General features: G+C 65.8%; 6 protein-coding genes. All 6 read left to right on the top strand.

Translation table 11 applies throughout. The features are described from left to right. Nucleotides 1-27: 27 nt before the first annotated feature. The 6 genes from gltS to CA260_RS10215 all read left to right on the top strand — a co-directional run bounded on the left by gltS (nt 28) and on the right by CA260_RS10215 (nt 12,905). Entirely contained in the window at nt 28-1,227 is a 1,200-nt protein-coding gene (gltS, locus tag CA260_RS10240) for a sodium/glutamate symporter (RefSeq protein WP_111982744.1), read from the top strand. 521 nt (nt 1,228-1,748) lie between these two features. Then, complete coding sequence (locus CA260_RS10235) at nt 1,749-4,880, top strand: TonB-dependent receptor (protein ID WP_146745314.1); 3,132 nt, start codon at nt 1,749-1,751, stop codon at nt 4,878-4,880. Nucleotides 4,881-4,984: 104 nt separating this feature from the next. Next, nucleotides 4,985-6,592 carry a tetratricopeptide repeat-containing sulfotransferase family protein gene (locus CA260_RS10230; RefSeq protein ID WP_111982740.1) on the top strand — a complete coding sequence of 536 codons (1,608 nt, stop codon included), beginning with the start codon at nt 4,985-4,987 and terminating at the stop codon, nt 6,590-6,592. Between the two features lie 577 nt (nt 6,593-7,169). Then, a complete protein-coding gene (locus CA260_RS10225) occupies nt 7,170-9,083 on the top strand; it encodes a glycoside hydrolase family 76 protein (protein ID WP_238149672.1) in 1,914 nt (637 codons plus the stop codon). Nucleotides 9,084-9,561: 478 nt separating this feature from the next. Further along, a complete protein-coding gene (locus CA260_RS10220) occupies nt 9,562-10,572 on the top strand; it encodes a glucokinase (RefSeq protein ID WP_111982738.1) in 1,011 nt (336 codons plus the stop codon). Further along, nucleotides 10,569-12,905 (top strand): beta-N-acetylhexosaminidase, encoded by a 2,337-nt coding sequence (locus CA260_RS10215; protein ID WP_111982736.1) that lies wholly within the window; start codon nt 10,569-10,571, stop codon nt 12,903-12,905. The genes CA260_RS10220 and CA260_RS10215 overlap by 4 nt, the downstream gene beginning before the upstream one ends. The last annotated feature ends 164 nt before the right edge of the window (nt 12,906-13,069 follow it).

Here is a 13,069-nt window from a genome sequence, read left to right as displayed (position 1 = left end):
CCCTCGCTGTCGACCTGGGTAACGCGCGTGCTGACACTCGATTCGATACAGACCCTGGCCTGCGGCGGCCTGCTGCTGCTCGTCGGCTATGGCATCCGCCGGCGCGTGCCGTTGCTGGCGCGCTTCAGCATCCCGGCGCCGGTGATCGGCGGCTTGCTGGTGGCGCTGGCGATGCTCGCATGCCGCCACTGGAGCATCACGCCGATACGCTTCGACACCGGCTTCGAGCAGCCGTTGATGATCGCCTTTTTCACCGGCATCGGCTTCAACGCGAGCACCACGCTGCTGAAGATCGGCGGACGGCAGATCCTGTTGTTCCTTGGGCTGGCCAGCGCGCTGGCGGTGATCCAGAACCTGCTTGGCGTCGGCATGGCCAAGGCGTTCGGACTGCCGCCGCTGTTCGGTGTGGTGACCGGCTCGGCCACGCTGGCCGGAGGCCCCGCGACCGGGCTGGCGTTTGCGCCGCTGTTCGCCAGTGCCGGCGTGCAAGGCGCCAAGAGCGTAGCGCTGGCCAATGCGATGGCCGGCATCGTCTGCGGCTCCATCCTGGGCGCGCCGCTGGCGGCGCTGCTGATCGAGCGGCTCAAGCTTTATCCCGCCAATGCCGCGCCTGCCGAGGACGAATTGCCCGCGATCACAGTGCCGCCGAAGCGCCGTTTCGTGGACCCGGCCTATGCAGGACTCAAGAGCCTCGTATTCATGCTGATCGCCATGGGCATCGGCGCATGGATCAGCGCGGGGCTGGGCATGCTGGGCCTCACCCTTCCCGCCTATATCGGCGCGATGCTGGCGGGCGCGGTCATCCGCAACATCGACGACCGCCTCGGCTGGTTCGGCCTGTCGGCAGGCAGCATGGAGCTGATCGGCAACATCAGCCTCTCGCTGTTCCTCGTCATGGCACTGATGGACCTGCACCTGTGGGATCTCTCGGGCATGGCCGCGCCGCTGCTGGTGAACCTGGCGCTGCAAACCGTCCTTGTGGTGGCCCTGTGTTGCTGGCCGCTGCTGCAGCTGATGGGTCGCGACTACGATGCCGCCGTGATGGCCAGCGGTTTTACCGGCTTCATGCTCGGCACCACGGCCAATGCGATGGCTTGCATGAGCTCGTTGACCGAGCGCTTCGGTCCTGCACCGCGTGCGTTCCTGGTGGCGCCGGTGGTGGGCGCCTTCCTCATCGACTTCACCAACGCCGTGATCATCACGGTGTTCGTCAACGTCTGGAAGTAGTTCAAGGTCGACGTACTGCAGGTGCACGCATGATTCGCTGTCCGCGCGTCGACTGATCCGCGCCCTTTGGACGCTGCAACACGTCTCAGGCATGCCCGCGCCGATGCGGCCTCCCCGTGGAAACACGCGGCCCAGGACGTCGCGCCGTCGTCCAACCACGAACGCCGCGATCTCCATAACCCCCAGTTATGGTGAGCCGATGTTTTTTCATTGGCGGCTCGCGCCTGCCGGAGACTACGCTCCTTCACGCACTAGTGGGCTGGTTGGGGAGAGCCGCTCGCAGCGCATGCCAACACAACGCAGGATCTGTCCGCGGGCCGATCCATGTCGTGATGTCGTGCCGCGCTGTTGCCGCCTGTTTGCCCGGTCATGCCTGGGTTTCGTCTGCCGAGCCGCGTGGCTCGCATGACTTTCGTTGCCGCGAAGCCACCCGCGTCCTGTTGCAGTCGTGAAGACGGACGCACGCTCCTCGGCTTGAAGACGCAGTACGGGCGTATCAACAGAGTGGAGTGCACATCGTCATGAAGGGCAAATCTTTGCGTACGTTGCGTCCCCAGCATGTACTCAAGAACAAGGCACTACCGTTTGCCATTGGCTCGATCCTCTTCGGCGTCGCCGGCGGCGCATGGGCACAGGCGACCAGCGGCACCATCTACGGCACGGTGCCCGCGGTGGCCGGCGAGTCCGTCCAGATCACCGGCGGCTCGGGCTTCAACCGCACCATCGACGTGGGCACATCCGGCAAATATTCGGTGACGCTGCCGGTGGGCACGTACACCGTGTCGCTGCTGCAGAACGGCCAGGTCGTGGATTCGCGCAGCGGCGTAAGCCCGGCGGCCGCCGGCGCGGTGGCCGTCGATTTCGCCGCCCCGGGCGCGACCACGGGAGCGCGTACGCTCGGCACCATCAGCGTCACGGGCAATGCGCTTCCGCCGATCGACGTAAGCACCACCAACCAGGTGACCACCATCACGGCAAAGCAGTTGCAGCAGCTGCCGTTGCAGCGCACCGCCGAGGACATCGCCCTGCTGGCGCCGGGCGTCAACCTGGGTTCGCCCGAAATCGGCACCGGCCCGCTGGGCACGCCGAACCTGGTGTTCGGCGGCGCATCGACGGCCGAGAACGCGTACTACCTCGATGGCATGAACACCACCGAGCTGCTCAACAACCAGGGCGGCATCTCCCTGCCCTATGGCGCGATCGAGCAGCAGCAGACCTTCATCAGCGGTTACGACGCGCGCTATGGACGCTCCATCGGCGGCGTGATCAACCAGATCGGCAAGAGCGGCGACAACGAGTGGCATTTCGGCGCCCGCGCCCTGTGGCAGCCGGGCAGCCTGCGCAACGATCCCGACAACTACTACTACGCCAACAAGCTGGTGAGCAGCCAGGGCAACCGGCCTGGCGATCTCGCCGTCTATCGCAACAACAACGACAGCAGCGAGACGATCTACGACGCCTACATCAGCGGCCCGCTGATCAAGGACAAGCTGTTCTTCTACATCGGCCTGGAGCAGGACGACTCCCACTACCGCACCACGTCGGAGTTCAGCAGCACCGCCACGACCGAAACGTGGAAGGTGCACGATCCGAAGTTCTATACGAAGTTCAACTGGAACATCAACGACAGCAACGTGCTGAGCGCGAGCTACGTGCAGAACTCGCACAAGACCGCCGGCACCATCTACGACTTCGACTACGACACCCTGAAGCCGGGCGACTTCAACAGCCTCGACCAGATCAAGCGGACCACCTTCAAGGTCTGGGTGGCCAATTACACCTCGTACCTCACCGACAACCTGACCCTGAACGCCATGGTCGGCAAGATGCACGGCTCGTACTACACGAGCCAGCCGGGCTACGAGGGCTTTGACCCGTTGCTGCCGCACATCGCCAGCAGTTCGGTGCAGGATCCGGCGTTCGTGCCGCCTGGCGGCATCTCCAACTCGCAGATCAACTCGACGATCACCGACCCCAACCACAAGGAGTCGGTAACCAACTACCGGCTTGACCTCGACTACAAACTGGGCGACCACGATTTCCAGGTCGGCATCGACAACATCAACTCCAGGGACATCAACGACGGCTCGGTGAATCCGGGCCCGGGATACCAGTGGATCTACGGGCAGAGCGACCCCGGCTCGCCGGTGTTCGGCGTGGACCCGAACGTTCCGCCCTACGTGGCGCCATCGACCCAGTGCCATCCGGATTCCACGGGCACCGTTCGCTGCTATTACGTGCAGCAGCACACCGACATCAGCGTGGCGTCCGTGCGCGTCGCGCAACGTGCGCAGTACATCATGGACAACTGGCAGGTGACGCCCAACCTGCTATTGAACCTGGGCATTCGCAACGACCAGTTCACCAACTACGACGCCTCGGGCGTGCCGTACATCCGCCTGACCAAGCCGCAGTGGGCGCCGCGCCTGGGCTTCAGCTGGGACGTGCACGGCGACTCCTCGCTGAAGGTGTTCGGCAATGCGGGCCGCTATTACCTCGCGCTGCCGGAACAGGTGGCGCTGTCCATCGCCGCGCCGGTGACGAACGCCGGTGTGTATGGCACCTACACCGGCATCGATCCCGCCACCGGCGCGCCGACCGGCTTCACGCCGCTGCCGCAGAATCCGTCGACGGGCGTATCGATCGACAGCGAATACGGCCAGGCCAAGGATCCGCGCGTGTCCGCCTCGCGCAACATCAAGGCCGAGTACTCGGACAACTACGTGCTGGGCCTGCAGCAGCAGTTCGAGATGCTGGGGACGCCGTGGGTGTTCGGCGCGACCGGCACGTACCAGCGCATGAACCGAATCATCGACGACTTCGACGACATCCAGATCGAATGCGCGGCCGGGCGTGCCCAAGGCTATGCCTACATGACGCCCGACACCTGCAGCCAGTGGGCGCAGAGCCTGGTGCTGATCAACCCGGGCGAGACCAGCAACCTGTGGATGCAGTCGCCCACCGGCGCGCTCGTGCCGGTGACGCTCAGCGCCAAGGACCAGGGCTTCCCGAAGGGACCGACGCGCCGCTACTACTCGCTCGACCTCTCGCTGGAACACGCGTGGGACGGCAAGTGGTTCGCCAAGTTCGACTACATGTTCTCCCGCACCTGGGGTAACGACGAAGGCCCGGTCAGCACGTATTCGCAGCAGGGCGGCTCGTACGAATCGCTCACCACCGGCTGGGACTTCCCCGAGCGCATGGAGTACTCCTCCGGCGTGCTGCCCAACGATCGCAGGCACCAGTTCAAGATCTACGGCGCCTATCAGGTCGCTCCGGACTGGACGCTGGGCGCCAACCTCTACATTGCCTCCGGCACGCCGGTGCTTTGCCGCGGTGGCTACGGCCCGAACCAGCTGGCGCTGCATGGCTCGCACACGTATTACTGGTGCGGCGGCGAACCGGTTCCGCCGGGTTCGCTGGGACGCCTGCCGTGGACGCATCAGGTGGGCCTCAACGTGGATTACAAACCGGGCTGGGCCGATCACAAGCTCGATTTCAACCTCGCGGTGTTCAACCTGCTCGATCAGCAGACGCCGGTTTTCTACAACGACTTCTTCGGCACCACCTCCAGCCCCAATCCCGACTTCGGCCGGGTGCAGGACACGCTCTCGCCACGCTATGTCAGGTTCTCGGTGGCCTACGATTTTTGACGACCCGCAGACCTCCCTTCCCCGCGCCGGGCCCTGCCCGGCGTTTTTTTGCGGCGCTTGCGCGACTTGTATAGTCTGCTGAATCGATTCTTGCCGGTGACGACATGACAGAACCTCGGTCAGCGCACGACATGCCGCGGCAACCGCTTTCCGCGCAGGCCGAGCGCATGCTGGCGCAGGCGCGCGAAGCATGGTCGCGCCATGCCTTCGATGCGGCGGAGCGATCCCTGATCGGCGTGCTCGCCCTCGTGCCGAACGAGCCCACTGCCACCCGCATGCTGGGCATGGTGTCCCAGCGCCGCGGCAATCACACGCAGGCCATCGACTGTTTCCAGCGCGTGCTGCCGGTGTGGCCCCACGATTCCGACCTGCATGTCTGCCTCGGCATCGCATTGTTCGAGCGCGGCAGCATCGACCAGGCCCTGGCGCATATGCGGCAGGCGTGCGAACTGCAGCCGCAATCGGCCCCGGCCTGGTTCAACTTCGGTGAAGCACTGGCCAGGGTGACACGCACCGCCGAGGCGGTTGCCGCCCTGCACCGCGCACTCGAACTCGATCCGGCGCACGTGCCGGCCCGACTGTCGTTGTCCAAGGCGCAGGCTAGCCTCGGCGAGATCGATCACGCCGTGGCGGGTTTTCGCGAGGTGTTGCGAAGGGATCCGGTCAACGCCGAAGGATGGTTCGGCCTGTCGAATCTCAACACCGTGCGTTTCGACGCAACGGACGCGGCCAGCCTCCAGCGCGCGCTGGCTCGTGAAGGCTTGCCGGCGCGTCATCGCGAACTGCTCGGCTTTACCCTGGCGAAAGCGCAAGAAGATCAGGGCGACTATCGCGAAGCATTCGAGACGTTCCGGCGCGCCAATGCCTCGCGCCGCGAACGGGTGACGTGGGACGCCGCGGGAGAACGCCGGCGCGTGGACGCGATCCAGCGCATCTTCGCCAACGACATGCCGGCGCCGCTGGATCCCGGGCTGGGCCGCGAAGTCATCTTCATCGTCAGCATCCCGCGTTCCGGCTCGACGCTGGTCGAGCAGATCCTCGCGTCGCATCCGGACGTCGAGGGCGCGAACGAGATCAAGGACATGCCGGAGGTGATCGACGCGGAAACGCGCCGCCGCCATTCGGCCTTCCCGTTGTGGGCGCCCGACGCCAGCGCCGGTGACTGGCAACGGCTGGGCCGCGAGTATCTCGTGCGCACCGCTTTGTGGCGCAAGGTCAAACCGCGCTTCACCGACAAGAGCCTGGTGACCTGGTACCTCGTGGGAGCGGCACTGACGATGCTACCGGCCGCGCGCGTGGTCATCGTTCGCCGGGATCCGGTCGAGACCTGCCTGGCGTGCTATCGCCAATGCTTCACCGAGCAGACCGGCTTCACCTGCGATCTCGACGAGATGGCCGACTACTGCATCGACTTCACGCGCCTTACCCGCTTCTGGCTGCAGCGATATCCCGACCGCGTGCTCGATCTTCCCTACGAATCGCTGGTGGATGAGCCCGAGCCCGTCATCCGGCGACTGCTGGACTTCTGCGACCTGCCGTTCGACCCCGCCTGCCTCGCCTTCCACAAGACGGCGCGCACCGTATTGAGCGCACCGAGCGCCGCGCAGGTGCGCCAGCCGCTGCGCCGTGACACGGCACGCAGCGCACGGTACGGCGACAAGCTGGATGGCCTGCGCCAACGCCTGCGCGATGCGGGACTGCCGCTGGAGTAGACGCATCGATGAGCAGGCAGCTCTGGCGAAATGGCATCGGTACGATGCCGTTCCACGGAGCGGAGTTCTCTCGTGCACGCGATGCGCCAGCGGTCATGCATCGAAAGTCGCGGCAGGACACCGGCATGGGCGTCGCGATGGCGGCTTCCGCGTCCACGCAAATCATCCATGAGCATCCTGTCGCACAGCGAACTGAAGCATTCGTTCCCCTCAAGACTCGCCCATGAGTAGCGAGTGGTGGACTTTTGCAATGCAGCAAGCATTGCAGCACCGAAGAGGGTTAGAGTTGCGCGGAGGCATGATCGCCAAGTATCCGAACGCCGGGTCCATGACGTGATGGCCTTTTTTTAGGTATCTAATTTAGATCGATCTAAATGCCGTTGAAACAGGGGAAGTCGTCGGCCGCCCATGGTGGATGGCCGGCGATGAAGGGTTTCACTGCGCTTTTGGGATAGCCGTCTAGACGGCCCCATGCGTGCACGCTTCCAGGCCGGATCACCGCCCACGCTCCGGCCGTGGACTGAGGGGCAATGCCGCCCCATCCCCTCGTGGGTATCCGAAAGGAGCGCTTCCGATCATGAATCTCGAAGCCTTGCATATACGAGTCCGGACATTGCTCGCCGCGGCCAGCCTGATGGTCGTGGCTGCCGCCTTCCCTGCGGCGGCAGCCGACCTCGCCTCTCCCGACAGTCCGCGAGCAGACGGCTCGACCGCCGTCGCCCGCGCCAGGGTCGCGGCGGACGTGCTGATGGGGTCCTACGATCCCAACAAGGCATGGTTTCCCTCCAGCTGGTGGAATTCGGCGGTCGCACTGCAGACCATCGGCGACTACATGCGGCGCACCGGCGACCGCCGCTATCTCGGCGAGCTGGACAACACCTTCGAAAAAGACAAAGGGGCGTTTCCCGGAGGCGTATTGTCGGGCGACCCGCTGCTGGGCAACTTCACCAGCCGGGCGATCGACGATTCCGAATGGTGGGGCCTGACCTGGGTGCAGGCCTATGACCTGACCAGGAACCCGAAGTACCTGGACATGGCCGTGACCATCGCCAACTACGTCGACGGATTCTGGGACACCAGCACGTGCAGTGGTGGCGTGTGGTGGAACGCCGAGCGCACCTACAAGAACGCGGTCACCAACGGCCTGTGGATTCGCCTCACCGCCGAACTGCATAACCGCATCCCGGGCGACACGGTATGGCTGAGCCGTTCACGCACGGCATGGTCGTGGTTCCAGAACAGCGGCATGATCAATGCCAATGGCCTGGTGAACGATGGCCTCACCAATGCCTGCACCAACAACGGGCAGAACGTGTGGAGCTACAACCAGGGCCTGGCCATCGGCGCAGGACTCGAGCTGTGGCGCGCCACGCGCGATCCCGGCATCCTGGCGAGCGTGCGGCAACTGGCGGATGCGGCCATCGGGCCCAACGCGCTGGTGACCAACGGCGTCCTCAGCGAAGCCTGCGACGTGATCACCCAGACCTGCGACGACAATGCCAAGCAGTTCAAGGGCATTTTCATGCGCTACTGGACCGACCTGGTCGACACCACCCACAATCCGCGCTATGCGGCGTTCCTCGCCCAGCAGGCCGAAGGCATCTGGAACAACGACCGCGACGCCGCCGGCCGGCTCGGCACGCGCTGGTCCGGCGCCACCGGCAACGACCATCCCAACGTGTTCGACTGGCGCACGCAGGCCAGCGCACTCAGTGCCCTCGTCGGCAACGTGCCGATCGTGACGCCGCAGGAGTCGCTGGCGGCGACGATGTCCCCGGCACAACCGGTGATCATGCCGGCCGCATCGGGCATCACGACGATCGCCATCGACCTCGGCGCATCGGCGACCGGCTTCTTCCCGCTGCAGGCGCTCGCTTCCATCGATGTTCCGGCCGGCTGGAACGTCACGCCGCGCGCCACCATGCTGCGCCTGCAGCCGCATGGCAATGCCATGCCGGTCAGCAGTACGGCCCCGTTGACCGTCACGGTGCCCAGCTCCGCCACGGATGGCCATCACATGGTCACCGCGAACGTCGCCGCGGCCGGGCTTTACTTCAACACCCAGGCCGACGTGCTGGTCGCGCACAAGATCGATTTCGATACGGGTACGGTGGATGAGGTTCCGTGGCTGTTCGATCCCGATGGATCGCAGAGCAACGGCGTGCAGAACCGCTTTGCCGACGGCAATGCGCACTTCACCTATCGGTTCCCCCTGCCGGCCGATACGACGTCAGCGCAGGTCACGCTGACCATCGACGCCGAGTTCGTGGTGCAGGTCAGCAGCGACAACGCGCACTGGACGACCGTGCTGCAGGAGACCCGTCGCATCACTGATGGCTCGAACAAGGCCGATCGCACCATCGACCTGACGCCGTACCTCGGCGCCGCATCGAACGGCGCCAAGCCGGTCTACGTGAAAGTGTCGGATGCCTTCCCCGATGATGGCTGGGGTGGGCGCGTGTACCACGTCACGGCGAACATCGTCGAGTAAACCCCGTGGCGCCTCCGTCCTCGCTCATGCGGGAAGGAGGCGCCAACCTCGTGCGGGTACACGCACGACCCGTCGGCTCCCTTTGGCCTGCCGGTTGGCGGACGCCTGGACGTCCATTCGCGAGCACGGCGCCCAACCGATGACGCCGGCAAGGAGTGCCAGGTATTCGTTGGCAGACTCAGCCATGCGGCGCCTCGCGTTCCGCGTGTTCGGCGCTTCGTGCCGCCGCCATGACCTGTCCGATGGGCGTCCGCGATACGCCGGGCACCGCAGCGCATGGATGCCGACAGTGCTTCCTTGACGACCGATCCCTCCCACACACCCCTGCCCGGCATCCCCTGCCAGGCCCATCCCCACCCATGTTGCGCCACCGCTTGACACCGGTGTCAACAAGGCTCCAACCTGATGACAGTTCCAATGCGGGGGCGCTCGGGACGTGGCCACGGACTTTCCGGATCGACTGGCGGGGATAGCAGCCGTGCCGTTTCTGGCGGCCGACATCGGCGGCACGCACGGTCGTGTCGCATGGATGCGCGTCTCGCATGACGCGCCACGCGGCATCGAGACGCTGGCCTACCGTGTGTTCGCATGCGCGGCGTTTCCGTCGCTTTCGACGCTTCTAAAAGCCTTCATCGACGCCGAAGTGCGGGCTCCGGTGAAGCACTGCGTGCTGGCCTGCGCGGGTCAGATCGTCGGCGACGAGGTCGCCAACGACAACCTGCCCTGGCCCATCCAGTTGACCCCATTGCGTCACGCACTTGGCCTGGATGACGTCGCGGTGCTCAACGATTTCGAAGCACTGGCCTATGCCCTCGATGGTCCGCTCGCTGATGGCGGGCGCCACTTGTGCGGGCCGGACGCGCAGCTCGGCGGACCCACCCTGGTGATCGGGCCGGGCACGGGCCTGGGCGCCGCCGTCCACATCCCCGGTGCGGCCGGCGGCGTCGTGCTCGCGACGGAAGCGGGCCAGATGGATTTCGCGCCGAACTCGGTGCGCGAACGCGAAGTGCTCGCGCATCTGGCACCCGATGGCGGATACGTGCCGTTCGAACACCTCGTGTCAGGGCCAGGCCTCCTGACCATCTATGCCACGCTGTGCGCGCTGCAGGGCGAAACGCCGAAACTGGCAACGCCCGAGGCAGTCACCGCGGCCGCCGTCGCGTGCACGGATGCCCTCGCCGTGGAAGCCGTGGAGATGTTCTGCGCGGCACTGGGCAGCTTTACCGGCAACCTCGCGATGGCATTCATGGCGAGCGGCGGCGTCTATCTCGCCGGCGGCTTCCTGTCATCACTGTTCGATCTGCTCAAGCGCAGCGCCTTCGCCGTACGGTTCCTGCATGGACGAAGCGCGCGCACGCTGCTGGCGCAGGTGCCGGTGTGGGTGACGGAACACGGCCAGCACGGCGTGCATGGCGCGGCGCAGTGGTACCTGAGGCATCGCATGCAGGCATCGCTGCGCCAAGCCGCGGAAGGAGGCGTCAGCGCATGAGCCGCGTCGCGACAGCCCGCCTGCTCCGCTGTGCCGCCGTCGCCTGGCTGGTGGTGTGCGGCGCGGCCATGGCGTCGCCCGTCACGCCTGCATGGTCTCTGCTGCCACAGCCGGCCATGGCCAAAGCGGCCGGATCGGGTGTGGTCCAGGTCGCGGATGGCGCCATCGTTCGCGTGCACGGCCCGGATCAGCCGGAGGTGCAACGCATCGCCGAGCGACTGGTGCAGCGGCTGGCCGACACCCATGCGCTGCACTTGCGGACGACGACGACGGATGCGGCGCACCCGACGATTACGTTCGAGATGGACGCGGGTGCCGATATCGCGGACGCATCCGGCTACCGCATCACCGTGGATGACGAAGGCATCCGGGTGACGGCGCGAACGCCGCGCGGCGCGTTCTACGGCAGCGTCACCCTGTGGCAGCTGCTCACGCCGCCCGGATGGGCGCGAGGCAAACCCGTCGACGTAGCGTACGGCGTCATCGACGATCATCCACGGTTCGCATGGCGTGCCCTGCTGCTCGATTCCGGGCGGCATTTCCAGAGCGTGGCCGACATCAAGAAGCTGATCGACTGGATGTCGCTCAACAAGTTGAACGTGCTGCTGTGGCATCTGACCGAAGATCAGGGCTGGCGCCTCGAGATTCCCAAGTACCCTGCACTGACGACGATCGGCGCATGCCGCAAGGCAGTCGGCCTCGACGCCGAACTCACCGGCTCGACTGAACAACCCTATTGCGGCTACTACACCGAAGCGCAGGCGCGCGACGTCGTGCGTTATGCCGCCGAGCGCTACGTGGACGTCGTGCCGGAGTTCGACCTGCCCGGACATTCCCAGGCGGCCATCGCCGCCTATCCATCGCTTGGCGTCACCGGCGCGCGTCCGCCCGTGTGGACCGACTGGGGTGTCAGCCCCTGGCTGCTCAAGCCCGATGAAAAGACCCTGCAGTTCGTCGATGACGTGCTCGACGAGATGATGCAGCTGTTTCCCTCGCGCTACATCTCCATCGGCGGCGACGAAGCCGACAAGCAGCAATGGAACGCATCGGCCGAAACGCGTGCGCGGATGCAGCGGCTCGGCCTGGCGAACATGGATGAGCTGCAAGCCTGGTTCATGCAGCAGGTAGCGGAGCATCTGCTCAAGCATGGGCGCATACCGGTGGGCTGGGACGACGAGCTGGCGGCCGGCGTGACGCTGCCGCAGTCGCAGGTGGTGATGTCGTGGCATGGCGACCACAACGAGCGCGTGGCGCTCGCCGCCCTCAAGCAGGGCCACGACGTGATCATGACGCCACAGGAATCGCTGTACTTCGATCACATCCAGTCCGACCTGCCCGACGAGTGGGCAGGCCCGCCTCCGGCGGTGACGTTGCAGCAGGCCTATGACACGGCCGTCGTCCCGCAGGGCGCGAGCGCGGACGAAGCCAGGCACATCATCGGCGTGCAGGCCGGACTCTGGGCCGAGCAGATGCGCAGCTTCGCGCATGACCAGCATGCGGTGTTCCCACGCATCGCGGCGCTGGCAGAGCTTGGCTGGTCGCCCGCCGAGGCGCACGACTGGAACGGCTTCCTTCAGCGCATGCCGGCCGAGCTGGCACGTTACCGCGCGCTCGGCATCGACTATGCCGACAGCGCGTTCGCGCCCTCCTTCCAGGTATCCGCGGCATCTCGCGGCACACTCCGCGTCGAGCTGTTCAACCAGTCGCATTTCGGAACGATTCGCTACACGACGGATGGATCCGATCCCACCAACCAGTCCACGCGGTACACGCAAGCCCTCACGCTGACGGGCCCCGTGACCCTGCGCGCCGCCACCTTCGCATCGGACGGTTTCGAGCTTGCCGCGCCACGTACGCAGGTGGTGGACGAAACCGCCTTGCAGGCTCGTGACGGCAGCGCGCTTGAAACCTGCTCCCACCAGCCCGGCTCGCGCCTCGATGGCAGCAAGCCGGCGAAGGGACCACGGCCGACCTACAGCGTGGACATCGGCAATGCGTGCTGGTCATGGCCTCAGGCGCCGGTGGGCGGCGTCACGCATGTCTCGCTGCTGGTCGAACGCATCGCGTGGCGCTTTGGCGACGAAGCCAGGGACGCCGTGGTCCGCAACAAGGCAGGCGCAGCCGGCGAGTTCGAGATCCATGGCGATTCGTGCACGGGTCCGCTGCTCGCGCGCCTGCCGCTGGATGGCGTGACACACGCCCAGGGACAGCACCGTCTTGATGCCAAGGTCGCCATGCCGCCGGGGAGCGACGTGCGTGACCTTTGCATTTTCGCCACTGGCGATCCACGCGATGGCCAGTGGGCATTGGCACGCGTGACGTTATCGAAATAGCGGGTCGCGGAGCAGGCGCTCCGCGAAGTAGTGGCAGGAGCAGCCCGGGCGCACGACGTCCGGACTGGGGAGGCAGACACATCGCATCACGGTGGCGTGCCGACGGCACCGTCGCGCGGTACGCATTTCGGATTACCCACGGAGCAGTTGAGGTTCGACAGGCA

The sequence above is a fragment of the Dyella jiangningensis genome, from assembly GCF_003264855.1.
Taxonomy (GTDB): Bacteria; Pseudomonadota; Gammaproteobacteria; order Xanthomonadales; family Rhodanobacteraceae; genus Dyella; species Dyella jiangningensis_C.
Note: the sequence above shows the minus strand (reverse complement) of the source record. Positions and strands in the feature narration are given on the sequence as shown.

Excerpts from the sequence above, each read along its gene's own strand:
- CA260_RS10235 (WP_146745314.1), top strand. The coding sequence starts at position 1,749 with ATGAAGGGCAAATCTTTGCGTACGTTGCGTCCCCAGCATGTACTCAAG.
- CA260_RS10230 (WP_111982740.1), top strand. The coding sequence starts at position 4,985 with ATGACAGAACCTCGGTCAGCGCACGACATGCCGCGGCAACCGCTTTCC.
- CA260_RS10225 (WP_238149672.1), top strand. The coding sequence starts at position 7,170 with ATGAATCTCGAAGCCTTGCATATACGAGTCCGGACATTGCTCGCCGCG.
- CA260_RS10215 (WP_111982736.1), top strand. The coding sequence starts at position 10,569 with ATGAGCCGCGTCGCGACAGCCCGCCTGCTCCGCTGTGCCGCCGTCGCC.